This is a genomic window from Parageobacillus toebii NBRC 107807 (genome assembly GCF_003688615.2).
Classification (GTDB): Bacteria; Bacillota; Bacilli; order Bacillales; family Anoxybacillaceae; genus Parageobacillus_B; species Parageobacillus_B toebii.
Genome location: NZ_CP049703.1, coordinates 2,498,097 through 2,524,216, shown reverse-complemented (window position 1 = coordinate 2,524,216; position 26,120 = coordinate 2,498,097). Strand labels below are relative to the sequence as shown.

The following is a 26,120-nucleotide window of genomic DNA, read 5'->3' as shown; positions in this document are numbered from 1 at the left end:
ACCGACATGTATTGTATCACGATTTGGTCAAGTAATAAACAATCGATTCGTACGGGCGAAGCGATATTGTCCGAAAATCGCTTGATGAATCATCATAGTTAGAAAGCAATATTTCGCTCGAATAGCCGCTTACATCGACGTCATCAGGCAATATGAACGTCGTTTCTCTTCCGTAAAAATTATTCACAACAAGCAGTTTTTCATTCTCTCCGTTTCGCAAATAAGCGAAAATATCCGGATGATCTTCAAGCAACAGCTGATAATCTCCAGTCGTAACTATGTCGTATTGTTTACGAAGTTGAATGAGCCGTTGATAATGATAGAAAATCGATGTCGGATCTTCCAGCGCTTTTTTCACGTTAATCTGTTTATAGTTCGGGGCAACGCGAATCCAAGGCGTGCCTGTCGTAAATCCGGCATGTTCGCTGTCGTCCCATTGCATCGGCGTCCGCGAATTGTCGCGCGATTTCCGTTTTAAAATTTCAAGCACTTCTTGTTCACTTTTTCCTCGTTCTTGCAAAATGCGGTACATATTGAGCGACTCAACATCGCGGTAATCATCAATCCGCTCGAATTTCGGGTCGGTCATGCCAATTTCTTCTCCTTGGTAAATATATGGCGTCCCTTGCATCATATGAATGACCGTTGCCAGCATTTTCGCTGACTCTTTATGATATTTTCCATCATCGCCGTACCGCGATACAATCCGCGGCTGGTCATGGTTGCACCAAAAGAGCGCATTCCAGCCGCCGCCTTTATGCATCTTGACTTGCCATTCCGATAAAATTCGCTTTAGTGCAAGAAAATCAAAATCGGCGACCGCCCATTTTTCCCCGTTCGGATAGTCGACCTTTAAATGATGGAAATTAAACGTCATATTTAACTCACGGCGATTAGGATTTGTATATTTGATGCAATGGTCAATTGTTGTGGATGACATTTCCCCGACCGTCATAATATCGTATTTCGAAAATACTTCCCGGTTCATCTCTTGCAAAAATTCATGAATGCGCGGTCCGTCGGTGTAAAACTTGCGGCCGTCGCCCGGCGGCACCGAACCGTCATCGTCAAGAAATCGTTGATCTTTCGATAGCAAGTTAATGACATCTAAACGGAACCCGTCCACTCCTTTTTGGAACCAAAAATGCATCATGTCATAAATACGGCGGCGCATCTCTTCGTTTTCCCAGTTTAAATCCGCTTGTGTCACGTCAAATAAATGCAAATAATATTGCCCTGTTTTCTCATCGTACTCCCATGCCGAACCGCCAAACTTCGACTGCCAGTTCGTTGGAGCACTTCCGTCCGGCTTTGGATCTCGCCAAATGTAAAAATCACGATACGGATTATCTTTCGATGTACGTGCCTGCTTAAACCATTCATGCTCCGTAGACGTATGATTGACAACCATATCCATGATCAACTTCATGCCGCGCCGATGCACTTCTTCTAACAATCGATCAAAATCTTCCATCGTGCCATATTCATCATGAATTTGAAAATAGTCACTAATATCATAGCCATTGTCACGCTGCGGTGACTTGTAAATCGGCGTCAGCCAAATCACATCCACACCAAGCAGTTTCAAATAATCGAGCTTTTCGATAATTCCTTGCAAATCACCGATTCCATCACCGTTTGTATCCTTAAAGCTTTTTGGATAAATTTGATATACGACTGCTTTTTTCCACCATGGCTGTTGTTTCATTGTCGCTATCACCTCGTTCTATTATAGATAAAAGATAAAAACGATACCATTGGCGAACGTTCACCAATGGCATGTTAAATTGATTATTTAGAACATAGTTTTATAATTACATATCCGTTATCGATTTTCTTTACGGAACTTGCTGAGTACAAACGTTAAGGCAAACGGTACGATAATGGCGATTGCCATTCCGATAAAGAATGGTGCCCACTTTTGCGGTACGATCGATAAAAACCCTGGCAAACCGCCAACGCCAATCGATGGAGCGATGACTTTATTTAGTGTAATAAACATTCCGGCAATCGCCGCACCCGTCATCGCCGAAATGAACGGATAACGGAAACGCAAGTTTACCCCAAACATCGCCGGTTCGGTAATGCCAAGATAAGCAGATACTGCGGAGGTGAAAGAAAGACCTTTTAACTTTTCATCCTTTGCAGCAAACATCATTGCTAATGCCGCAGAACCTTGGGCAACGTTTGACATGACAAGGATCGGCCATAAGAACGTACCACCTGTGCTTGCAATCAACTGCAAATCGACCGGTAAAAACGTATGATGCATTCCCGTAACAACGAGCGGTGCGTATAATGCCCCATACAAAAAGCCACCAATCGCTGGAACGTTATCAAAAATGCTGACAAATACATTTGTAATCGCATTTCCGATCGCAAACGTAATCGGTCCAATTGCAATAAATGCTAAAAAGCCCGTAATTAATAACGCAAGCGGTGCAACAAGCAACAATTGAAATGCATCCGGTATACGTTTACGTAAAAATTGCTCGATTTTCGCAAGTACATAAGACGCTACAAGCACCGGCAGCACTTGGCCTTGATATCCGACTTTTTGCACTTCAAATCCGAATAAATTCCAAATAGGAATTTCCCCTTTTTCTTTCGCTGCTCCCCATCCCCATGCATTTAACAAATCAGGATGGACAAGCATCAAACCGAGGACAATTCCCAAAAGCGGGCTTCCGCCAAACTTTGTCACTGCCGACCATCCGATTAAGCCAGGCAAGAAGACGAACGCCGTATTTGCAATAAGGTTAATCATGCTAGCAAGATCTGCCCATTCTTTGTGCACTTCGACAAACGATTTGCCTTCATAAAAAATACCCGGACCTGTTAAGATGTTGTTAATCCCCATCAACAAACCAGCTGTCACAATCGCCGGCAAAATCGGGATAAAAATATCTGCTAATGTTTTAATGGCGCGTTGCAGCGGATTTAACTTCGCTTCTGCCGCATCTTTAATCTCTTGTTTTGTCGCTCTTCCAATGCCGGTCATTTCCACCATTTCGTTATATACTTTATCGACAAGCCCTTGTCCGATAACCACTTGAAATTGACCGTTCGCAGAAAATGAACCTTTTACAATATCAATGCTTTCTAATGCCTCTTTATCGACTTTCCCCTCATCTTTCAACGCAAAACGCAAACGCGTGACACAATGGGTGGCGGCAACAATATTTTCTTTTCCACCAATTGCTTCGACAATTTTAGCAACCGATTGTTCATATGCCCCCATAAGGAAACCTCCCCGATCTTTTTTCTAAAAAACGAAATTCATTTAACCGTTTTCAGGAATCGCTTTCAAAAAAACTTGTATATACAAGTCAATTTTATTCTAACCTGTATATACAAGTTCGTCAACATTTATTTTCGACATTTTTTGTTACTTTTTCTCTAACTATCACTTCTTTTGTTATATTTTGTAAATTAGCAGGAAAATAAATGATTGATTTGGAAATAAATATATAGCGATTTTGATAGAGAAAGGATGAACAAAACAAGATGAAATCATACACACTAAAGGAAGCGGCAAAAAAAGTGAAAGTCGCTCCGCGAATCTTAAAAGAATGGGAAAAAGAGTTTGCACAATACATTACAATTCCGCGGACAAAACAGGGGGCACGCATTTATAACGATGCATTACTGGAGCAATTTGCAAAAATTAAACAATGGTTTGCTGAGGAAAAAACGAAACAAGAGATCATTCAATATTTACAGGCAGAACAACAGAAACAAAACGTTGGATTGGAAACAACGGTAATGGAAGGAGAGGTGATTGATATTCCGCGCCCTTTACGCCATGATACTTATTACATAGCCGAACAAGTGGCGAGGACAATGAAAGAGGAAATCGTTGGCGAGCTCAAAAAAGAAACGACGGAAGTGTTAGAGCAAGCAATGAAAGAAATGAAGTTATACGTGGACGAAATTCGTGAAAACTCCGTATCTACCAAACAAGAAATCCATGACTCACTAACGCAATATACAAAAACATTGCAGCAAGAAACGGAAGAAATTCATGAACATCTCGAAAACGTCGTTACATTTTTACAGGAAGAAAAAGCGAAGCGGGAACAAGAACGAAAGCTCTATGAAGAACAAATCATGGAGCGCGAAAAAGCGTTTCGCGAGCTCGTTGTTTCCTTCCGCCAAGCAGCGGCTAACACTGACACGAAGCGTTCGAATAAGTGGTGGAAATTTTGGTAAAACAAAACTCGGCATATTTGCCGAGTTGTTTTTTGACTTATTCCATCTCCTCTTTTCCTAACATGTTAGATGGTTGTTTCCATATATCCATGATGGCCCCCGCTTCATCACTATCGATGATAAAGGAACCATTGCTGTAACGATCTGCAGTGCGCAGCGAAGCGGTGGAAATCGTCTCGGTTACGCCCGTTTCGGTGCGAATAAACAATACATCATCGTCCCCTTCCGTTAAAATAGAAGCGACGATGCGGTGCGGATTTGTTTTTAACTCACGAAGCATGACAACTCCACGTTTAGCGCGCGATGTTTTTTCAAATTCACTTAACGGCATTTTTTTCATGGCTCCCCGTTGTGTCGCGATCACTAAATACATGTGTTCTTCTTTCCCGATTGGATGAGCGGAAACAACATAATCTCCTTCTTTTAAATTAATTCCTTTCACACCAGCAGCGCGCACGCCAACCGTGCTTATTTCCGCTTCATCAAACCATAATCCGTATCCTTGATTCGTTACAAGCAATAGGCTTTGTTGTCCATCCGTCACATAGACGTGTATGACTTCATCATCTTCTTTTACATTCATCGCGACAAGCGGGCGCGTATACCGCTGGACTTTATATTGCGCCAGCTCCGTTCGTTTCACCATGCCTCGTTTGGTGACAAAAATAAGGCTTAATGAGTCATCAAACTGTTTGACAGGAACAGCGGCAATAATTTCATCATTCCGATCGAGCGGGATCAAATTGGAAATATGCTGACCGACATCTTTCCAACGAATATCTGGCAGTTCATAAACAGGACAGTACAAGTAATTTCCTTGGCGAGTAAACAACAATAACACATCGGTCGTGTTCATTTCCATTTGCGAAAGCAGCCGGTCAGATTCTTTCATGCCGAAGTCCTGACCGTTCGAAGCACTGTATGAACGGTAGCTCGTTCGTTTCACATATCCTTCTTTCGTCACCGTGACAATCACGTCTTCTGCTGGAATCATCACTTCCAAATTAATTTTAATTTCTTCAATTTCATCTTCAATTACCGTTCTTCGTTCATCGGCATATTGCTTCTTCATCGCTTTTAATTCTTTTTTAATCACCGCAAGCAATTTCTTTTCATCATTTAAAATAGCGGTCAGTTCTTGAATCGTTTTTTCCAACTGTTCCGCTTCTTGTTTTAATGCGGTAATATCTGTGTTCGTTAATCGATATAGTTGCAGCGATACAATCGCTTCCGCTTGTGCTTCGGTGAACTCATATTTCGCCATTAAGTTGTCTTTGGCGTCGCGCTTATCACGGGAAGCACGAATGGTCGCGATCACTTCATCTAAAATCGATAAAGCTTTCATTAAGCCTTCGACAATATGCTGGCGCTCATGCGCTTTTTTCAACTCATATTGCGAGCGGTTCGTCACGACCTCTTTTCGATGCTCAATGTATGCGTCCAACAGTTCTGGAAGGCTTAGCAGTTTCGGATGACGTTTATGAATGGCGACCATATTAAAATTGTACGGTACTTGCAAATCGGTATTTTTATATAAATAATTTAAAATTCCCTCCGCATCGGCATCTTTTTTTAGTTCAATCACAATGCGTAGTCCGGTGCGGTCCGTTTCATCGCGAACATCGGAAATGCCGTCTAGCTTTTTATCGAAACGAAGCTCATCTATTTTTTTAACGAGATTCGCTTTATTTACTTCATACGGAAGCTCCGTGATGATAATTTGCTTTTTCCCGCCTTTTGCTTGTTCAATCACCGCTTTTCCGCGAATAATAATTTTTCCTTTTCCCGTTTCATACGCTTTTTTAATGCCGTCTTTCCCTTGAATAATGCCGCCGGTTGGGAAATCAGGGCCGTGCAGCACCGTCATCAGCTCATCAACGGTGCAGTTCGGCTTGTCGATGCGCATAATCACCGCATCAATCACTTCACCTAAATGGTGCGGCGGAATTTCGGTTGCATATCCCGCCGAAATGCCGGTAGAGCCGTTGACTAATAAATTCGGAAACATCGCCGGCAGCACGACCGGTTCTTTCGTCGTATCATCAAAGTTCGGGACAAAATCGACGGTCTGTTTTTCAATATCACGCAGCAATTCCGAGGCAATCGCCGACAAGCGCGCTTCGGTATACCGCATCGCTGCCGGCGGATCGCCGTCAATGCTTCCGTTATTTCCATGCATTTCAATTAATACATTGCGCAGCTTCCAATCTTGGCTCATCCGCACCATCGCATCATAGACGGACGAATCTCCGTGCGGATGAAAATTTCCGATGACGTTCCCGACCGTTTTTGCCGCTTTGCGAAACGGTTTGTCCGCCGTATTTCCATCGATGTACATCGCATATAAAATGCGGCGCTGCACCGGCTTTAACCCATCCCGAACATCGGGAAGCGCGCGCTCTTGAATAATATATTTACTATAGCGGCCAAAGCGGTCGCCAAGCACATCCTCAAGCGCCAAATCTAGCAACCTTTCTGCCATCAATAATCCCCTCCTGCAACAAATACATGCTCATTGTCTAAAATATTTGGGTCGTCTTCTAATCCGAATGCGACGTTTGCTTCAATCCATTTTCTGCGCGGTTCGACTTTATCGCCCATCAATGTTGTTACGCGGCGCTCCGCCCGGGCCGCATCTTCAATCCGCACGCGAATAAGCGTGCGTGTTTCTGGATTCATGGTCGTTTCCCATAATTGATCGGCGTTCATTTCGCCAAGCCCTTTATAGCGCTGTATGGTATAACCTTTGCCGAACTTTTTCACGATTTCTTTTAATTGTTCATCCGTCCACGCGTATTCGATGATTTCTTTTTTTCCTGTACCTTTGCTAATTTTATATAGCGGCGGCAGGGCAATATATACTTTTCCCGCTTCGATGAGCGGCCGCATGTACCGATAAAAAAACGTTAAAAGCAACACTTGAATGTGCGCGCCGTCCGTGTCCGCGTCCGTCATAATAATCACTTTGTCATAGTTAATGTCATCAAGCGAAAAATCCGGTCCGACTCCCCCGCCGATCGCGTGGATAATCGTATTGATTTCTTCGTTTTTCAAAATGTCGGCAAGCTTCGCTTTTTCTGTGTTAATCACTTTTCCGCGCAGCGGCAATACCGCCTGAAAACGGCGGTCGCGCCCTTGTTTCGCCGAACCGCCTGCCGAATCCCCTTCGACTAAATATAATTCGTTTTTCTTCGGATTGCGCGATTGCGCCGGCGTCAATTTTCCGCTTAATACCGTTTCCTTTCCTTTTCGCTTCTTCCCGCTTCTCGCTTCCTCGCGCGCTTTTCGAGCCGCTTCCCGCGCTTGATATGCCCGAATGGCTTTTTTGATCAGCATCGTGCTAATATCAGGGTTTTCTTGCAAAAAGTATGTTAAATGTTCCGATACGACCGCATCAACGGCTGAACGGGCTTCGCTTGTTCCTAGTTTTCCTTTCGTCTGCCCTTCAAACTGCAACAGGTGTTCCGGAATTCTTACCGATATGATGGCGGACAACCCTTCGCGAATATCCGATCCTTCCAAGTTTTTATCTTTTTCTTTTAACAGCCCCATCTTACGCGCATATTCATTAAACACGCGCGTCATCGCCGTTTTTGCGCCCGCTTCATGCGTGCCGCCGTCTTTGGTGCGCACGTTGTTCACGAACGAAAGCACGTTTTCCGAATAGCCGTCGTTAAATTGGAAAGCAAATTCGACTTCAATGCCGTTTTGCTCCCCTTCAAAATAAACGACAGGATGGAGAACATCTTTGTCTTCATTTAAATATTCAACAAACGCCTCAATCCCGTTTTCATAATAAAACACATCGCGCATGCCGGTCCGCTCATCGATGAGCTCGATCTTTAGCCCTTTTAACAAAAACGCAGATTCGCGCAAACGTTCGCTTAACGTTTCGTAGTTAAACGTTGTCGTGCTGAAAATGGTCGGATCTGGCTTAAATTGAATGATTGTACCTGTTTTGTTGGTTGTCCCGATTTTTTCTAGTGTTGTAACCGGTTTTCCTCCGTGTTCGAAACGTTGTTGATAGATAAAACCGTCACGATGGATCGTCACCACAAGCCATTCCGACAAAGCGTTGACGACCGATGCACCGACTCCGTGCAAGCCGCCGCTCGTCTTATACCCGCCTTGCCCGAATTTGCCGCCGGCATGTAAAACCGTTAAAATCACTTCCGGCGTCGGCTTGCCAAGCTTATGCATTCCCGTCGGCATGCCGCGCCCTTCGTCAAGTACGGTAATGCTGTTATCTTTATGTATTTTTACGAGAATATAATTTCCGTACCCCGCTAACGCTTCATCAACGGAATTGTCGACAATTTCATAGACAAGATGATGCAGACCGCGGCTGTCGGTGCTGCCGATATACATTCCCGGCCGCCTCCGCACCGCTTCGAGTCCTTCTAATACTTGAATCGCATCATCGTTATATTCATATACGGATTGTTTTGTCACATGCATTCCCCTTTCAACAAAAACAAGAACATTTGTTTCTGTTTTATTGTAACATAAAATTCGTCAGCGTCTACGCTTATTTTACCGTTTCCGACAAAATTCCCTCTAAAAATGGAAATGACCATCTAAAAAGATGGTCGATTCCGTTTAATGTTGTTTCGTTAGCGCGTGTTCTACTTTAATGCAGCGATCCATCACGACCGTATATCCTTTTTCTTTTAAAAATTCATAAGCTTCTTCATTGACGACGCCAAGCTGCGCCCAAAATACATCAGCGTCAATTTGCACAAATTCGCGGGCGATTTCCGGTAAATGCTCGGAACGGCGAAATACATTGACAATATCGACATGCCCGTCAATATCGGTTAATTTCTTTACTGCTTTAATGCCTTCCCATTCCTCGATCATAGGGTTGACGGGAATAATTTCATAGCCGGCATCTTTCATCGCTTTCGCCACCATATATGACTCCCGTTCCGGATTGTTTGATAATCCAACAACGGCGATGCGTTTTGCTTTTTGCAAAATTTCTCGGATTTCTTCTCGACTTGGATTTGTAATTGGCATAAGCACTCTCTCCTTTGTTTAATCTTTGTCGTACTATTTCTTCATGAATAAACAGAATCCTGCTAGCGGTTACAAAAAGATCATTCAAACAACTGCTCGGCAACGGATTCCACATCCGTCGTCGGTTGTTGGCAGGCAAAATTTTCACACACGTACACGGTCGTTTCCTCCCCAAGCGGTTCATACTCTGCCGCAAACGGAGCGATGTCTGCCACATCGGCCGGGTGTTCCGCCGCCAACAGAAAAACGTCCGGCGCAAATGTGTGCTGCCATTGCTGAATCAAATACTCTCGTTTTTCGTCGCCTTGTTTTCCAAACAAAACGACTTCGACGGTTTGAGCCTCAAGAAGCGACAATCCTTGCAAGAAAAACGTATGACCGCTTTCGTACGTTTCGACTTGACGCTGGAAGACTTTATACATCGTTTCTGCTTTTTCCAATAGCGCAAAATCACCTGTCAGCTTGGCTAGACGAATCAGTTGCACCGCGGCAACACTATTTCCCGATGGCAACGCACCATCGTAAATTTCTTTTTCCCGAACGATGAGCGCCTCCGCGTCGCTTCCGGTCATAAAAAACGCGCCGTACTCTTTATCCCAAAACAAGTCGATCATTTGCTCCGTACATGCTTTCGCTTTTTGTAAATATGACAACTCCAGCGTCGCCTCATACATTTCGATATACGCCCAAACAAGATAGGCATAGTCGTCGATAATGCCAAGATGCTTCGCTTCCCCACCGCGATAGCGAACCATCAACCGCCCATTTTGAAAAAGGTTGGTTTCGATAAATGAAAGCGCCTGCTTTGCCATCTGTAAATAGTCGCGGCGTTCATATACTTTTGCCGCTTTCGCCAGTGCGGCAATCATTAACGCATTCCAAGCTGTTAATATTTTATCATCCACATGCGGATAAACACGCAGCGAACGCTCGGCAAACAGCTTCTGTCTCGCTTCTTTGAGTTTTTCGCAGAGCTCTTCTTCCGTCAGACGATATCGTCTTGCGATGCGGTCCATTCTCGTATGAATGAGGTTTGGCACGTTTTTTCCTTCAAAATTTCCTTCTTCAGTAATATCATACACATCACAATACAATTCGCCAAGTTCGGTGCCGAGCACGTTCATCACTTCATCGGGTGTCCATACGTAATATTTTCCTTCCACCCCTTCTGAATCGGCGTCAATCGCTGAATAGAAAGCGCCGTCATCAGAAGTCATTTCCCGCTTGACAAATTCAATGATTTGTTCCGCAATTTCCTTATATCGTTCATTTTTCGTTAATTGATACGCTTCCGTATATGTGATGACTAAAAGCGCGTTATCATACAACATTTTCTCAAAGTGCGGCACAAGCCACATCGCATCGGTCGAATAGCGGGCAAACCCGTAGCCGATATGGTCATAAATGCCGCCGTTGGCCATGCCGTTTAACGTTTTTTCCACCATCATCAGCGCACGCTCATCCCGCTTCCATTGGTAATAACGCATTAAAAACATGAGCATGTGCGGAATTGGAAATTTTGGCGCACCGCCAAAACCTCCATATACTGCATCAAAACTATTCGAAAGCTGCCGATATGCCTTTTCGATCGACTCGAGAGACAGCCGCTCCGTTCCCGAAGCGTGCGCGGACTGTTCGAGCTCTTTTGTTATTTGTTCGGCAACCCTCGTAATTTCACTTGGATTTTCCTTATATTTGTCATATAGCTGTGTCAATACGTCAATAAAACCAGGACGGCCGTACCGGCTGTGTTTTGGAAAATATGTTCCCGCGTAAAACGGCTTCCCCTCCGGCGTCAAAAACACGCTAAGCGGCCAGCCGCCATGCCCCGTTAGCATTTGGCAGACGCGCATATAAATGGAATCAATATCCGGACGTTCCTCGCGATCCACTTTAATGGATATGTATTTTTCGTTTAAGATCGCGGCAACTTCTTCATCTTCAAAGCTCTCATGCGCCATTACGTGGCACCAGTGACATGTACTAAGTTAAACCTCTCTTTTTTAGTGTTTTATCCGCTAGCCCCCTGTTCGAGGGCTAGCTATAGCCAATGGACAAAAATACTGGCTTGCCTTCCCTTTTTGCTTTTTGAAACGCTTCTGGCGACCATTCCAACCAATTCACAGGATTTGTTTCATGTTGCTTCAAGTAAGGACTTTTCGACATGACTAACCAATTGTATTTTTCGTTATAACGTTCGCGTTCAAGATATTCCTTCACTATGTAACACTCCCTTTTATCAAATGTTAGAACACTTCTTCCATCTTCGCTTGAACGGTTGTCCATAAGACGTATAAAAATATTTGCTAGGAATTTATGTTCTTTTTTATTTTACCATATTGTTCCTAATTCGATACTTAAAAATAAGGTACCAAAAAAGATGGTACCGTCAAGAATTTTGTGTAATGTAATGGGGTAGGGTTTCTCTGAAATGGATTTGAATTGATAGGGGATTGATTTTCTCCACACAGGAGACTGAATATTCAGTCTCCTGTGTGGATAGAGAAAACCCCCTTTCTTTGCTTATTTGTTTATTTGCAATATTTGGTTAATTGTAGCGTTCTTCAAACATTCGCTCGAGGGCTTCCTGTGCTTCGGCAAATCCTCGTAACTTTCTTCCTGCCCATTTCTCATTAAAATCTTGGATGGTCAAATACACGACTTTTTCCGCGGCTTCTAAACTGCTCAAACTGTTCATCGGTTTTAGGCGTTTCCGAATTTCCTTGATCGTTCGTTCGATGGCATTGGTCGTGTAAATCACACTTCGAATACTGCTTGGATAATCCATAAATGTAAGGAGGACATCCAACTCATTGGCCCAAGATTGAACTTCTCTTGGATATTTGCTGGACCATTTCGACTCAAACTGTTGAAACATTTGTAACGCCATCTCCTTATTCGGCGCGCGATAAATCAGTTTGAGATTCTCTGCCACTTCAAATTGATCTTTTTTCCGAACACGGCTGAGGGTGTTGCGGACTTTGTGCACGACACAACACTGCACATCGGCTTTCGGATAAACCGCCTTAAAGGCTTCCTCCAACCCCGGTAGTCCATCGAATACGCCCAGAAGCACTTCCTTTACGCCCCTGTTGTATAGTTGTTGAAGAATCTCCTGCCATACATAGGCGCTTTCCTGTCCTCCCACAAAGAAATCAAGAATTTCGCGATATCCTTCTTCATTCACCCCTAACGCCACATAAATGGCTTCTTTCTCCACGGTTTCGCGACGAAGTTTTACGTATAAACCATCCAAATATAAGACAGAATAACGCTTGTGCAGTGGACGAGTGTGCCATTTCTCGATGCCCTCTTTCACGACATCGGTAATACGGCTGATCGTTGCAGGAGAATAGGCATTTCCTAGAATTCGTTCGATAAACTTGCCAATTTCCCGTGTACTCATGCCACTTTGATACATCCTAATGATGGCTTCCTCCAGCCAGCCGGTGTGGCGTTGATAAGGGGCAAACAACTGTGTTTGAAATTCCCCGTTTCGGTCTCTTGGCACCAAAAGACCCTCAATCCGGCCATATTGTGTATCTAGATTTCGTTGATAGTAGCCGTTTCTCATATTGGATGTGTCCGCCTGTTCGATTTCGAGGAAATGTTTGATTTCTTCCCGCATAATCAGCTCTAATTTTTCCTTCACAAACTAACGAATGACACTTTCCAGTTGATTTGCCCAGTCGACATTCGGTATACTTCTTTTAGACATAGGTAGGGTACTCCTTTCTCTAAGATTTTTGGTCCAATCAGAGAATACCCTACCTTTTTTCTTTTGTTCTAGCAAAATGCTTTACACAAACTTTTATACATCATCTAATGTGCTAGTTTATATCATCATTTTTAACCTCAATTTTTGTAAGATATCTTTTTCAACATGATATACCCCTTGACCATTAGTATAGTTTAATTCATGTTCTAATTTGTTTATCAAACTTTTTGCTCCTTTAACATCTCCCTTTAAATACTTAATTATGGCAAGGGAACGGTTATAGGCATATGAATCTAATTTTGATACTCCTTTAAATAATTTATCTATTTCTTCTAAGTTTTCCTCACTGTTTCCATATAAAAATTTATAGAGTATGTATAAACTGTTAAAATTCCCTTTGATAAATTTATTTTCCTTTGTAAGCGGTTCATTTATGATTGGTTGTATACTTAAAAAAATCTGTTCAACATTCCCAGCGTCAAAATAATAATAAAAAAGAAATGTATAGATCATATGATTTTCAATTGAATTTTTCCCTTTAATTATTTCTTTACACTTTTCAATCAACTCTTTATCCCATTCAATTGGTCTTTTTGAACTAAACATCTCACTAAGTATTTGAAATTTTAAAATATGTAAAAACGTTTGTTCCTTGTCTTTAAATAATAAAAATATATTTCCTCCATCGTTTGCTTCCCCTTTTATAATTGGAAATGAGGTAGCTATAAATATAACAATGTTTAAAAGAGAACACCATAGCATAAAATCGTTTTTATAAATCTTCTCAATCATGAAAAATATAAGAAATGCTATAAAACTAAAAAAAGGGCCTCCAAACAAAAACAATCCCCATTTTGCTTTTATTTTAGAATTAGAAAAAGTTTCAACAGTAGGGGTCACAAAAGAAACTCCACCGAAATAAATCCAATGTTTATTTTCACGTATTTTTAATTTTCCTTGCACTTTTTCAATTAAAAAGGGACCAAAAGTAAGAAAATGGAAATTAAACTTACATAATACCCCAAAAATCACATGCCCTAATTCGTGCAAAAAAATAGCAATAATCAAACAGATACCCAAAATCCATATATCGAAAATAGTCGATGCTAATGATGGAAATAATTTAGTAACTATTAAGGAAATAAAGAATATAATTAGAAGTAAAATACTAGGTCTATAAATTATATTTTGCATTAAAATCCTCCCTAACCATATTTCTTATAGATAAATCCAGATATTCTAGGAAGAGGCGGGATCCCAACCGAGTTCGGCGGGTATACGGGTTAAGATCGTTTGTTTTAGTTCTTGTTGTTGTTTTTTCATTAAGAACGGAACCCGTCCCAGTGGGCTTTTTTCGGTCCAACAGAAGATTGAATAAGGAAACATAAAAAACGACGGTTTGGCGGCACAGGTTGAGCATGGCAGCAACATCTTTGCCCAAATATCCTTCCATCACGAGACGAACCGCCATGACACGTTGACCAGCGAGGCCTTTTTGATTTTTCATTCTTCTTGGCAAAGTTTTCGTGATGTCCATCCACGGTCATTCGTAATGGTGAGTCGTCTCATCCTGGGTTTGTTCCTTTTCCGATCGAGCGCTTAGGAGCAGTATGATCAAGATGAGAGAAGTTTATCCAAGCGTTAACTTTGTAAGGTGCATCAGCCTTGTTGACCCCAGTTGCAAGGAGATACTTCGACAGAATTCGTTTTCATCCTTTCGATGGTGACGAATTTTTCGTTATGGGAGTATATGTTAATTTTGTAATTAAATATAAAAAATCGAGCGATGAACCAAAATATTTATCATTATAACTAATATACCCTAAAAAGAAGAAAGACACCAACTTCCTTCGTCAGTGTCTTCTAACGATATTCAATTCAAAAAAGTTATACGCTCCGAATTTGGGCTGCTCCATCACGCGGAGTATGAGAAAATGTAAGTGTCATTGGGACGGGGCGGTATAGCGGCTGCGATTACGACAGCCGCGTCTAGTATAATATTTCACAATCCTCAACCTTATATCATCGGAAAGTTCATTCTGGCACATTTAATCGTAACACCTTTACCATCTCGCCCGCATTCATCACGTTCCGGTCTCGGGGAATGACAATCAGGCAATCTGTATCACGGATAGAAGACAAAACGTTCGACTGGTCGATTCCAGCCGATCGGACGTAAATCTTCCCATCTTTTACTTCGCTTTTTCCGCGTACGATGCGATAAAATGAATCCTTTTTTTTGTAGTCCTCGGCGAGAAACGCTGAAAACGAAGGGAGATAAATATCAGGTTTTCCTTGCATCCCCCAAATAACTGGACGAACGAACAGCTCAAACCCGACGAAACACGCTCCAGGGTTTCCGGAAAGTGCGAACAAAAATTTATCCCGCCAAACTCCGACAGTCGTTGGGCTGCCAGGACGCATGGCCACTTTGTTAAACAACATTTTACCGTCCCACTGTTCAAAAATGTCGACCAAAATGTCGTAATCCCCAACGGAAGCCCCGCCGGTTGTAATGACGAGATCGACTTTTTCCATTGCATCGAGAATCATTGATTTAGCCAATCCAACATCATCTGGCACCTTCTCGAGGAGAACAGGAATTCCACCGGCATTTAACACCTGGGCGGCGACCATGTAGCTGTTGCTGTTGCGAATTTTACCAGGCTCGAGCGGCTCGCTGACGTCAAGCAGTTCCGAACCTGTGGCAAAAATAGCAACTGTCGGCCGTCGTGAAACAGTGACTGTATCATAACCGAAGGCAGCAAGGAGGGCGGCTTCCCCTGGATTGATCTTGCGTCCTTTTTCGAGGATCAACGTACCTTTTGCCATTTCTAGCCCAATGGGAATGACGTTTTCATCCGGTTTCGTCTCCTTTTTGACCACCGCATACGTTTGGCCATCCTTTTGCATCTGTTCTGTCAATTCAATCATGACGACGGAGTCGGCACCTTCTGGCATCATCGCGCCAGTCATAATGCGCACAGCCGTATTTGCTGTCAGTTTTTTTGTCGGAACAGCACCGCATGGGATCGATTCAATGACTTGCAGTGTAACTGGACATTCCTCAGAGGCCCCTTTTGTATCAGCCGAACGGACGGCAAACCCATCCATCATCGACCGGCGAAAGTGGGGAAAATCGTGCGTCGCTGCCACATTTTCGCCGAGGTATCGGCCAATGCTGTCCGTCAGCTTCACTTTTTCTGTACCAAGTGGACGAATCCACGGTTCAAGACGCTTTTGCGCATCCCAAACATCAACAATTTCCCGCTGAAATCTCATCTTTCATCTTCCTTTCTCTGAACCTCTGCACATCTAATGTCGACAGGTTTTATGTACTATAGAGCTTCTTCTATACTTTTTTTGTTTTTCCTAATATTTCATCACTGTTTCTGATAGATTGCAAGTATTATAATATAAAAAATTTATGATTAACTATGACTAAAGTCACGGACTTTCGTAAGTTATTCTTTACCTAATGAACGTCCTTCCCTTTTATAAGAGCAAGTGCGTGGGAAAGGACAGGCTGCACGACATCGAAACATTCTTGTACCCCTTTTGGATTTCCCGGAAAGTTTATGATAAGTGTTTCTTTGCGAATACCTGCTACAGAGCGGGAAAGGGGGGCATACTTCGTTCTTGAAAGTGTTTTCATTCGCATCATTTCAGTTAATCCCGGAGCTTCCTTTTCAATCACCGCTTTCGTCGCTTCCGGTGTCACATCCCGTGGTGCAAACCCCGTTCCCCCAGTCGTCAGCACGAGATCACACCGTACCTCATCAATGAAGCGAACGAGTGTTGCCTCAATGACCGGTTGTTCGTCAGGAATAATCTCATATACTGCTACTTCCCCGTTAATACGGCGGACAAGTTCACACAAGAGCAATCCGCCCCTATCATCCCGCTCTCCGCGGAAAACTCTATCGCTTACCGTTAATACACCGACTTTCCAACTCAATCGTCACTCCCCCTCCTTCTCATTCGTCTTCTTCTCTTACACCGTCACGGCTTTTGCCCTCTGTTTTCTGCACCAATTCAGGATGAAGGTAAGGATATGAACAAAATGTTTACGGAAAAAGACTTCTAATCACAATATTCAGAAATATTGTGCTCACTTACCAGTTTAACTATCTAGAAAACTAGTTAGGGTTGACCGCATCTCATCATATTTGATTTCTCCTACTGTAGCTTTGCCACTCTTCTGGCGTGTCGATGTCTACCCCCCATAGTGGATTATCAAAATCGACATATTGCAGTTCAGCTAAATGTTGTTGAATGACTTGCTGTGCGCCCCGATCTCCCTCAATGCAAAGCAACTCCGGAAAAATTTCCGCATCAAACAAGACTGGATGACTAGGGACAGATGCATAGCGGGGGCGGATAATTTTGATATTTTTTGACTTTGCAATCTCGTATGATTTCTGTAATTGCTTAACGACCGTAACAGGAATAAACGGTTGATCGGCTAAAAAAATGAATGCTGCTGAAACTTTATCCTGAATAGCTTTTACCCCGGCCTTTAATGAAGAAGACAACCCTTCAGCAAAATTTGGGTTGTGAATCACAATAGCTGGTAAATCACGAATATGTTCCTTAAGTAACTCAGTCTGTTCGCCGCCCACCACGATAACTGGTCGGAGTTCTGAGTTTACAGCTGTTTCAACTGCATGTCGAAACAGCGGCTTTCCATGCAGGTTAAGAAATTGTTTTGGTTGTCCCATTCGTTTGGACATGCCGGCAGCTAAAATAATCGCACCAATGTCGTTCATACACTTTTCCCACCTATTAAAATAGCTTTTCATAAAACAACAATTAAAAATGAATCGTCCCTACGGGTGCAATAAACATAGCAAAACCCAACGTTCCTTCCCGAAAGGCCATGCGGATCCGCCTTGGGTATTCCTAATTCGAATGAATTGATGCCAGCCATTAGGAGCGTATGTATACTTCTAGATCGATTTGTCTGCCACCTTCACTTGAGATCTTGAAAGATTTGTCGATGCCATTATTTATATTGACATGTTCGCCGATATTCAAGATGTAACAACTTAGAAGAAGGCATTATTGGTGGGGCGCTGCAAGTAGAGGCGCCCCAGCCGTCAAACGTGAATTTTTTCTCTACCGTGCAATGGCTGTCCCGGACGGGCGGCTCGCACTGCGAGTAATTCGGACACGATGGAAACAGCCACTTCTTCGATCGTTTCTGCCCCCACATCCAATCCAACTGGTGCATGAATCGGTGCACTGTTCATGTCAGCGCCGATATTCTGAAACATCTCCCGAGTACGCGCCAAAGGACCAAGTATACCTATAAATTTTGGTTTTGCCTGAAGTGCCAGACGCAACGCGGCTTCGTCCCGCATTTGCAAGTGGTTCATGATCAGCCACCAGTTCCCCTCCAGTTGTGCTGGATCAACTTGGTCGGGTTCAGCGACTAGGTGGTTGGCCATTGGAAAGCGTTTGGCTCCATTAAATTCTTTGCGTGGATCGAGCACAGTTACACGGAATCCGCATTTAACAGCGAGATCCGCCACTGGTACGGCGTCGTGACCTGCGCCGCAAATGATCAAATGTTCGTTTGGTCGCATTGTGTCAATGTAAAAACGTCGATTATCGACTATAGCTATCTCCGCTCTCGTACGACTTTCGACACGATTTATCAACTGCCGTGCAACAGCTTCTGGCAGCTTGTCAATATCGCCGGCAATAGGATTTTTCTCGTCAAATACAACACGGATACCGGTTGGCAATTCAATGGCTAGTGAGATGGCACGGTCTTGGGCGATAGCTTCCCGCACCGATCGCCAGAAAGGATCTTCGGAATGAATAGGAAAGATGGCGACTTCCATCGTTCCTTTGCAACCAATCCCAAGAGACCATATTTCGTTTTCACTGAGGTCATAATTTACGAGCCGGGGTTCGCCTTCTTCTATTGCTTTTTCCGCCCATCCATAAAGGTCCGATTCGAGACAGCCCCCGCTGAGTGTGCCAAACATATTACCTTTTTCTGTCATCATCATTTTGGAACCAGGAAGGCGGTACGCGGAGCCTTGTACTTGGGTAATCGTCAATAGAGCAGCTCTTTCCCCTTTCGACCAAGCTTGTTCAATGTGGGCAAACACATTACGCGCTTCATCGATACGTGACACAACTTATCCTCTCCTTTTTTATTTTTAGAGGTCAGCTTAAAGCTTGTGCTGTTTTTTCATGATGTGATTCTGGTGTTGCAGGAGGTGAGCTCACTTCACAGTCGATGTTATATTGACTGAAAGAAGAGCCATAGAGGCAGGGCAATATATGAAAACGTTTACTCAATGGTGTTTCAATTAATGCCCTTGCTTCGAGTGAGAGTCCTTATTTAATACTATGAAACATATTTCCACTCAGTGCCAAGTTAAGAACCGATTGGTTTATTTATTACACCAAGGTTGACTCACTCCTTAAACTTTCATTCTCTCAACAACCAGTAAGAAGCTAACTTATGCGAAATAATCATAATCGTACCACCTAATCTCTGATCTTCGATGGTTGATAAAAAATTAAACTTTATAAAATATTGTTTCACATCAATATTCGGCGAAAAACATACATGTAATGTTTCTCTAAAAAAAATTGGGTCACTATAAACTTTATATAATCCTGTATTAGCAATAATTAGAAATAAACAGGCCGGCATCAACAATATAAGCATTTTATAAATATAATTGCGTTTTAGTTTATTTGATTTCTCACCATAAGATGTTGCCACTGGCCACCACACAAGAAAAGATAGTACCATTAAGAAACCTTTAAAAAAATCATGCAAGGTTTTATGACTCATGACAGTGTTAAATACAACCGGAAAATGGTAAAAGGAGAACATAAAAGCAAAGAGGCCTAATATAGCATGGTGAAAATTCTTGTTGCTACGAAGCTTAACCAATAAACGAAATCGAGGATGCTCCTTAATTTCCGACAGCCCAGAAAGGATAAGCACAGGAATAAAAAAGAAAAGAAGACTCATTTGAAACATATGTACACTAAATAAAAGATGGCTATAAAAGTTTAAAGCACTTCCAAAACAAAGATTAATCAAAACAAGCCCCAATACAAAACATATTATTTTTTTTACTATCATTTTATTAAACTGACCGACCCTAACAAGCGTTAATAAATATACAACAAGAAAGAAAAATGTAAATATTAAGATAGTTTTGTCTATATATTGAATTGATTCCAACTTCTTCACCTCCTTAATCTAGGTTTACAAATGATGGCTTAGGGTGCTGCTCGCAGCACCCCGCTATGTACTGCCTTTTTCCAAGTTGTTACATCATGGACATCGACGAACGCATCAATATAAGGCAATGCTATCGACATCCCCACCGAAGTTGGTTCATAACCAGGTTCACCAAGCAGCGGATTTATCCACACTATTCGTCCAACGCGATCAGCCAAGTCGCGCATGGAAACATGCATTTGCTCCGGATGGCCGGCATCAAATCCATCCGATATGATAATGACACACGTATGCCGTTGCAAAAGACTAGAGTAACGATGAAGTAATTGTGCCAACGCATCGCCAATCCGGGTTCCGCCCCGCAATCCCGGTAAATCACTATAAGGAATACCAGACAACCCTTTTCGAGCAATAAGCGACGTCACCCGCAACAGGCGTGTGGAAAAGAGAAAGATTTGCGTGCGTGCACGCACCCGCGTAAATGACCAGGCAAGTGAAGTAATGAAAGGCGCATACGGTTTCATTGATCCAGAAATGTCCATAACTAGGACAATTCGCGGCTTGTCGGGACTGCGTTGGCGCATTTTGAGTTCAAACGGTTCCCCTGACTGGCGCAACGCACTTCTTATAGTTTGACGCAGGTCAATTTTCTCTCTGCCTCGTGACTGCCACTTGCGGCCGCGAGGTGCATCCATCGTACGCACTGCCAACTGGGTCAGTTTAACAACATCTTTCAAAACTTGTCCGTCCGCCCGTAAAGCAAAACGCTCTCCATCGTTAGGATGATAGCCGGCGAGAATACCCTGTGTAATTTCTAGCGGCGGGCGCTCCGCATTTTCACCGGAACCAGTTCCGCCCATCAAATCCTCTGGTTGCAAGCGGCGTTTCTCCTCCAAACGCGCTTCCCGTATGCCAAAATATTGCTCAAACAAAGTCGGAAAGATGCCCCATTCCGCCGGTGTCCGTGCATAGATGGAGCGAAAGGCGCTACAAACCTCATCAATGGAGGCAAGGTTCAATTCAGTCAAGGCAGCAAGTGCTGTCAATGTTTCGGGAACTCCTGCACGAAATCCGCGTTTTCGCAGCCAAGGCGCAAAATCTGCCACCTGCCTCACAATGCTGCCTGTCAAGCGGCCTATCTCACCAGCCGTTATGTGTTCCATAGCAGATCGAATCCCCTCTCCTTTAGCAAGTCCATGTCTTCCTGCGTCTTCAGCAAACACCCAAGGGTATGTCGAATCACTTCTTCGTTCAGCTCCTGTGCTCCCAATTCCGTCAGCGCCTGTGCAAAGTCAATCGATTCTGCCAATCCAGGCGGCTTGAGTAGCGACAACTTGCGCAGCCGCCGCACGCTAAACACGATTTGCTTCACGAGATTAGGCGCGATCTGCGGCACATGCAGTGAGATGATAGCCGCCTCCTGTTCAAATGTCGGATAATCGACCCAGAAGTACAGACAACGACGGCGCAAGGCGTCTGACAAGTCACGCGTGCGATTAGACGTTAAAATGACTATAGGTGGTTCTGAGGCGCGAAAAGTTCCCATCTCAGGAATAGTAATTTGGAATTCCGATAGAAATTCCAACAGTAATGCCTCAAATTCCTCGTCGGCGCGATCTACTTCGTCAATCAGTAGTACTGGCGCCGGTCTCTCTCGTAGTGCACGTAAAAGCGGTCGTTCGATGAGGAACGCCTCACTGTAAAGCGCCTCTTGTTTTACGGCGCCATCGGTAAAGGCCGTGCGTGCAGTCAGCAGCTGTTTTGGATAGTCCCAGTCGTACAGAGCCTGACTCGCATCCAATCCTTCATAGCACTGCAAGCGGACGAGGTTTACGGAACGAACAGCAGCGAGCGCTTTCGCCAATGCCGTCTTTCCTACACCCGCAGGACCTTCTAAAAGCAGCGGACGGGCTAGCCGCTGTGCCAAGTGCACTACCGTTGCTAGCCCTTCTTCTGCTACATAGTGAGAACGATGCAATTCCTCTTGTAGCCTGCGTACTTGTTCGTTCATTCAGTCAATCTTCCCTTCTACACAGAAGCGAATGCCTTCTCAAGATTCTCAAATACTTGCTGTATGATTTTCTTTGCCTGGTTATCAATCAAACGGCCACCAAGGCTCGCGATCGGCCCGCTGATGGCTCCCTCACACTCCCATTTCAAAAGGGTGCCATCGTCAGTGTCGCTAAGTTTTACTTGCGCATTCATCTCGACTCCGCTTCCCATTCCTCCACCTTTGATCGGCATAGCCATTGCAGTTCCCTGTTCAATAGGTGACAATTCGCAGTCGAGTTTGAACTTGCCACGAACAGGTCCTACCCCAACCTTTACAATAGCTTGAAAACGATTATCGCCCTCTATGCTAGATTCAATCAAGTCAGGAATACAAGGCACTACTTTATTTGGATCTGTAATAAACTTCCATACTTCCTCCCTTGGTAACTTAATCGTATATTCTCCTCCATATTTTAACATGTAATATTCCTCCTCTATTATAAATTTAGTACATCATTCCTCAGTCAGCAGCTGATCAGGCTGAGAAGAGCAAAAGTTTCATTTCAGTTCAGTGCCCCATCGGAATGTGTTATCTTGTCATGTGTGACTAAGAAATGCTTTCGGATCTTTGGCAAAGCGGTCTCGACAGCCAGAGCAGCAGAAACCATAGATAGTGCCATCGAGTTCCAAACGGAATTGGGTTTTCTTTAAATCTACGGTCATGCCGCAAACCGGATCCACCACTATTTGAGATACTGTGGTACGATCGTCGCTTGCAGATAGTGCTTCGGTCTCCGAGATCCCCTTTTCTGGTTGTCCTTCCCACTGCACATTCAAATCTCGGCGACGGCGTTCCACGATTTGAGCAAGGATGCTAAGGGCAATCTCTTGTGCTCCTACAGCACCAATATCTAACCCCGCAGGAGCCGTGATAAAGTCAATAAATTCCTTTGGCGCCCCAGCCGCTTCCAATCCGCTGCTTACAGTCGCCCAACGCTTCGGACTGGTGACCAACCCCAAATACCGTAATTTACAATGGACAAGTGCCAACAGGCCTTCACTATCATACAAACCCATCGTAGCCACGACACCATAAGCCGTTGTATTGTTGAAAGCAGCAAGTTGACTGCGTAATATCTCCAGCGGTTCTCCCGAACTGCTATCCTCCGCTTTTTCCAATGCGATCCGGCGTGGCACAAAAGCGAATCGGGGTGCCATTTCTTCAAGAGCATGCGCAATCGGGGAATCCCCTACAATAATCAACAAAGGATCAACATGTTTTGGTTCTAAAAAAAGTTCAACTGTTCCTTCAGATGCACAAGTCATTGGAAGGACTGTAACTCCTTCCTCCACATGGGCCGGTGGCTGCGGGGTTACAAGCAAAAGTCTTTTTTCTCCAGTTCGAAGACACTCCTGTGCTTGATTGATAACTAACTCCCTCGTACAATGCCCACCTACAAAACCTATCATTTTTCCGTCCGCTGTCACAATCGCCTTATCACCAACTGCCGCCGAACTTGGCCGCACACGGCGGACAACTGTCACCATGACATACGGTTCAACTCGTTCATCCATGCCCTTTGCTGTTTCCCAAACAAGGTCCATTTTTATGACCCGGCAGCGTTATAACGCCACCGGGCTTTCCCCTCCTTAATCGATGTTAATCTCAGCATGCTAGGTACTGAATCATTCGTTAATACCGTGTTCCCTTAAAATTTTCCATATCTTCCATGGATAAAGCGGCATGTCAATATGCTCAACGCCAAGTGGTGACAGGGCATCCACCACCGCATTGACAAACGCGGCTGGAGAACCGACATTCGGCGACTCTCCAACGCCTTTTGCGCCAATCGGATGATGCGGCGACGGTGTCACCGTCCGATCTGTTTCCCAATGTGGCGTGTCAAGAGCCGTCGGGACTAAATAGTCCATCCAGTTTGGCGCCAGACAGTTGCCGTTCGAATCGTACGGGATATCTTGCATGAACGCAATAGCAAACCCTTCCGTTAGTCCTCCGTGCACCTGTCCCTCAACGATCATTGGGTTGATCACGTTGCCGCAATCGTCAACAGCCAAGAACCGTCGCACTTTGACAGCTCCCGTTCCCTTGTCGATATCGACCACCGCAATGTAGGCCCCGTGAGGGAAAGTGAGGTTCGGAGGATCATAGTAGTAAGTCGCTTCCAAACCAGGCTCCACGCCATCAGGCACATCCGTATAGGCGGCAAAAGCCACATCTTTCATCGTCACCGATTTTCCCGGCAAACCTTTTGCGGAAAAGGCGGTGCCGTCCCATACAACGTCATCTTCACCGACTTCTAGCAGATGGGCGGCGATTTTGCGAGCCTTTTCGCGAATTCTGCGCGCGCAGAGCGCTGCAGCAGCACCTGCCGTCGGCGTAGAGCGGCTGGCGTACGTTCCTAATCCATAAGGGGCAGTATCAGTATCCCCTTCCTCAATCAACACATCATCCGCACTCAATCCGAGCTCTTCCGCGATGATTTGGGCGAATGTCGTCTCATGCCCTTGGCCTTGGTGCCGCACACCGAGCCGTGCAATCACCTTACCAGTTGGATGGACGCGAATCTCCGCGCTGTCGAACATCTTAATTCCAAGAATATCGAATGTATTTTTTGGCCCTCCACCGACAATCTCCGTAAAAGTGGAGATGCCAATACCCATGAATTCACCGCGGGCTCGTTTCTCTGCCTGTTCTTTGCGCAATTCGTCATACCCAATCCGTTCTAAGGCAAGTTTCAACGTTTTTTCGTAGTCTCCGCTGTCGTACACCCATCCAGTCGGAGATTTGTATGGGAACTGGTCCTTGCGAATGAAATTGCGGAAACGCAGTTCGGCCGGATCGATCTTCAACCTTTGCGCCAGTACGTCCATTGTCCGTTCAATCAGGTACGCTGCTTCTGTGACACGGAAGGAACAGCGGTACGCCACACCTCCAGGAGCCTTGTTCGTATAAACTGCATCGACTTCGACGAACGCGGCCTTGAAATCATACGAACCTGTCACAATGTTGAACAGACCAGCCGGAAATTTGGTCGGATTAGCTGCCGCATCAAAGGCACCATGGTCGGCGATGGTTTTCACTCGCAGTCCCAACACTTTGCCATCCTCGCGCGCAGCAATCTCGCACGTCATGTGGAAGTCGCGTGCGAAAGAAGTGCTTGCGATATTTTCCGTTCGTGTTTCAATCCATTTAACAGGCACACCCAACTTCAGCGAAGCAGCAACCGCAACGACATATCCCGGATAGACACCTACTTTGTTCCCAAAACCTCCGCCAATATCAGGCGAAATAACTCGAATCTGATGTTCAGGAATACCGCTTAACATCGCGATTACAGTTCGATGGACATGAGGTGCTTGGGAAGTAACATAAAACGTCAACCGACCTGTCGCTGTATTGTAATCTGCAACACACCCACACGGCTCAAGCGGCGAAGGATGGACACGCTGGAAGCGCACATCTTGCTTGACGACAACCGGTGCATCACGAAAGACGTTCTCTGTTTCTTCTCGATCTCCCGACTCCCAGTGCCAGATGTGGTTCGACTTTTTCTCCCGATCTTCACGGAGGATAGGAGCATCCGGCTCAAGCGCCTTGAACGGATCCACCACAACCGGCAATGGCTCATAATCGACTTCGATCAACTGCAGAGCGTCTTCCGCTTGGGCGCGCGTCTCCGCAACGACGGCGGCGACTTCTTGGTACTGAAACAGAACCTTGTCTACAGCCAGCACCATCTGTTGGTCGCCATTCAAAGTCGGCATCCATGCAAGGTTCATTTTGGCCAGATCCTCACCTGTGAGCACCAATTTGACGCCGGGCGCGGCCAATGCAGCTGATGTATCGATTCGACGAATGCGGGCATGTGCGTACGGACTGCGTAAAATCGCCATATAAAGCATATTCGGCAGAATCACATCATCCACGTAGCGGCCTTT

Annotated in this window: 20 protein-coding genes and 1 pseudogene; 1 reads left to right on the top strand and 20 read right to left on the bottom strand. The window is 44.5% G+C overall.

Annotated elements, in window-relative coordinates; genetic code table 11:
- Nucleotides 1-16: 16 nt before the first annotated feature.
- Nucleotides 17-1,708, bottom strand: coding sequence for an alpha,alpha-phosphotrehalase (gene treC, locus DER53_RS12790; protein WP_062754046.1), 1,692 nt, complete (start codon nucleotides 1,706-1,708; stop codon nucleotides 17-19).
- A gap of 117 nt (nucleotides 1,709-1,825) precedes the next feature.
- On the bottom strand, nucleotides 1,826-3,241 hold the full coding sequence (gene treP / locus DER53_RS12785; protein ID WP_062754048.1) for a PTS system trehalose-specific EIIBC component: 1,416 nt from the start codon (nucleotides 3,239-3,241) through the stop codon (nucleotides 1,826-1,828).
- Nucleotides 3,242-3,507: 266 nt separating this feature from the next.
- Between treP and DER53_RS12780 the strand changes: the two genes are divergently transcribed.
- The gene (locus DER53_RS12780) at nucleotides 3,508-4,212 is read left to right on the top strand and encodes a MerR family transcriptional regulator (RefSeq protein WP_062754050.1); all 705 of its coding nucleotides are present in this window, start codon (nucleotides 3,508-3,510) and stop codon (nucleotides 4,210-4,212) included.
- Between the two features lie 37 nt (nucleotides 4,213-4,249).
- Here the strand turns inward: DER53_RS12780 and parC are convergent, their stop codons facing one another.
- From parC to DER53_RS12690, 18 genes and pseudogenes are all read right to left on the bottom strand, one after another.
- Nucleotides 4,250-6,694 (bottom strand): DNA topoisomerase IV subunit A, encoded by a 2,445-nt coding sequence (gene parC / locus DER53_RS12775; protein WP_062754052.1) that lies wholly within the window; start codon nucleotides 6,692-6,694, stop codon nucleotides 4,250-4,252.
- Nucleotides 6,694-8,670 carry a DNA topoisomerase IV subunit B gene (parE, locus tag DER53_RS12770; protein ID WP_205423746.1) on the bottom strand — a complete coding sequence of 659 codons (1,977 nt, stop codon included), beginning with the start codon at nucleotides 8,668-8,670 and terminating at the stop codon, nucleotides 6,694-6,696. Before parE ends, parC begins: the two co-directional genes overlap by 1 nt.
- Before the next feature lie 141 nt (nucleotides 8,671-8,811).
- Nucleotides 8,812-9,231, bottom strand: a complete 420-nt coding sequence (locus DER53_RS12765; RefSeq protein ID WP_015863861.1) for a CoA-binding protein — start codon at nucleotides 9,229-9,231, stop codon at nucleotides 8,812-8,814.
- Nucleotides 9,232-9,311: 80 nt separating this feature from the next.
- The gene (locus tag DER53_RS12760; RefSeq protein WP_062754054.1) at nucleotides 9,312-11,192 is read right to left on the bottom strand and encodes a thioredoxin domain-containing protein; all 1,881 of its coding nucleotides are present in this window, start codon (nucleotides 11,190-11,192) and stop codon (nucleotides 9,312-9,314) included.
- Between the two features lie 76 nt (nucleotides 11,193-11,268).
- Nucleotides 11,269-11,451, bottom strand: coding sequence for a DUF255 domain-containing protein (locus DER53_RS17600; protein WP_035502040.1), 183 nt, complete (start codon nucleotides 11,449-11,451; stop codon nucleotides 11,269-11,271).
- 328 nt (nucleotides 11,452-11,779) lie between these two features.
- Nucleotides 11,780-12,949: pseudogene (locus tag DER53_RS12750) on the bottom strand (IS256 family transposase).
- A gap of 117 nt (nucleotides 12,950-13,066) precedes the next feature.
- Nucleotides 13,067-14,143 carry a site-2 protease family protein gene (locus DER53_RS12745; RefSeq protein ID WP_062754056.1) on the bottom strand — a complete coding sequence of 359 codons (1,077 nt, stop codon included), beginning with the start codon at nucleotides 14,141-14,143 and terminating at the stop codon, nucleotides 13,067-13,069.
- The gene (locus tag DER53_RS12740) at nucleotides 14,124-14,486 is read right to left on the bottom strand and encodes a helix-turn-helix domain-containing protein (RefSeq protein ID WP_062754058.1); all 363 of its coding nucleotides are present in this window, start codon (nucleotides 14,484-14,486) and stop codon (nucleotides 14,124-14,126) included. The genes DER53_RS12745 and DER53_RS12740 overlap by 20 nt, the downstream gene beginning before the upstream one ends.
- 497 nt (nucleotides 14,487-14,983) lie before the next feature.
- Complete coding sequence (locus tag DER53_RS12735; RefSeq protein WP_062754060.1) at nucleotides 14,984-16,231, bottom strand: molybdopterin molybdotransferase MoeA; 1,248 nt, start codon at nucleotides 16,229-16,231, stop codon at nucleotides 14,984-14,986.
- Between the two features lie 193 nt (nucleotides 16,232-16,424).
- Complete coding sequence (locus DER53_RS12730; RefSeq protein ID WP_062754062.1) at nucleotides 16,425-16,907, bottom strand: MogA/MoaB family molybdenum cofactor biosynthesis protein; 483 nt, start codon at nucleotides 16,905-16,907, stop codon at nucleotides 16,425-16,427.
- Between the two features lie 205 nt (nucleotides 16,908-17,112).
- Complete coding sequence (locus DER53_RS12725; RefSeq protein ID WP_062754064.1) at nucleotides 17,113-17,718, bottom strand: nucleotidyltransferase family protein; 606 nt, start codon at nucleotides 17,716-17,718, stop codon at nucleotides 17,113-17,115.
- A gap of 330 nt (nucleotides 17,719-18,048) precedes the next feature.
- Complete coding sequence (locus tag DER53_RS12720; protein ID WP_062754066.1) at nucleotides 18,049-19,098, bottom strand: XdhC family protein; 1,050 nt, start codon at nucleotides 19,096-19,098, stop codon at nucleotides 18,049-18,051.
- Nucleotides 19,099-19,397: 299 nt separating this feature from the next.
- On the bottom strand, nucleotides 19,398-20,177 hold the full coding sequence (locus DER53_RS12715) for a cytochrome c oxidase assembly protein (RefSeq protein WP_425281327.1): 780 nt from the start codon (nucleotides 20,175-20,177) through the stop codon (nucleotides 19,398-19,400).
- A gap of 29 nt (nucleotides 20,178-20,206) precedes the next feature.
- A complete protein-coding gene (locus DER53_RS12710) occupies nucleotides 20,207-21,331 on the bottom strand; it encodes a vWA domain-containing protein (protein ID WP_062754069.1) in 1,125 nt (374 codons plus the stop codon).
- Nucleotides 21,319-22,179: an AAA family ATPase gene (locus tag DER53_RS12705; RefSeq protein WP_062754071.1), complete on the bottom strand. Its 861-nt coding sequence runs from the start codon at nucleotides 22,177-22,179 to the stop codon at nucleotides 21,319-21,321. The genes DER53_RS12710 and DER53_RS12705 overlap by 13 nt, the downstream gene beginning before the upstream one ends.
- Before the next feature lie 17 nt (nucleotides 22,180-22,196).
- The gene (locus DER53_RS12700; RefSeq protein ID WP_062754073.1) at nucleotides 22,197-22,640 is read right to left on the bottom strand and encodes an SRPBCC family protein; all 444 of its coding nucleotides are present in this window, start codon (nucleotides 22,638-22,640) and stop codon (nucleotides 22,197-22,199) included.
- Between the two features lie 117 nt (nucleotides 22,641-22,757).
- Entirely contained in the window at nucleotides 22,758-23,765 is a 1,008-nt protein-coding gene (locus tag DER53_RS12695; protein WP_062754075.1) for an XdhC family protein, read from the bottom strand.
- 81 nt (nucleotides 23,766-23,846) lie between these two features.
- Complete coding sequence (locus tag DER53_RS12690) at nucleotides 23,847-26,084, bottom strand: aerobic carbon-monoxide dehydrogenase large subunit (RefSeq protein WP_240345887.1); 2,238 nt, start codon at nucleotides 26,082-26,084, stop codon at nucleotides 23,847-23,849.
- Nucleotides 26,085-26,120 lie beyond the last annotated feature (36 nt).